The organism is Bradyrhizobium sp. WSM4874 (genome assembly GCF_055811835.1).
The window spans coordinates 1-233 of record NZ_JBVVPR010000295.1; the positions used below are offsets into that span (position 1 = coordinate 1).

At 62.2% G+C, this 233-nt stretch carries 1 protein-coding gene; it reads right to left on the bottom strand.

All coding sequences use genetic code 11. The features are described 5' to 3' along the window. Positions 1–189 (bottom strand): hypothetical protein (locus tag AC0L3P_RS40395; RefSeq protein ID WP_473309507.1); only part of this gene is annotated, 189 nt, incomplete at its 3' end. Positions 190–233 lie beyond the last annotated feature (44 nt).

The following is a 233-nucleotide window of genomic DNA, read 5'->3' on the forward strand; positions in this document are numbered from 1 at the left end:
AGGGTCGGGGTCATCAAGTAGGCCGGCCAGTGCCAGGCCCTGTGGCCGGAGCCAATCACTGAACCGAGTCAAAGCGGCCACGTAATCGGCAATGGTGCTTGGGCTGTAGTTACCGGCGGCGCCTTTCCTGAAGGACTCGAAGAGGTCGACGTCCAAGTCCGACGGGCGGGAGCGCTTGGCGAAATCCATACGCAGCTGTGAATCGACTACGTAGGACGCCGAGCCGGATGACC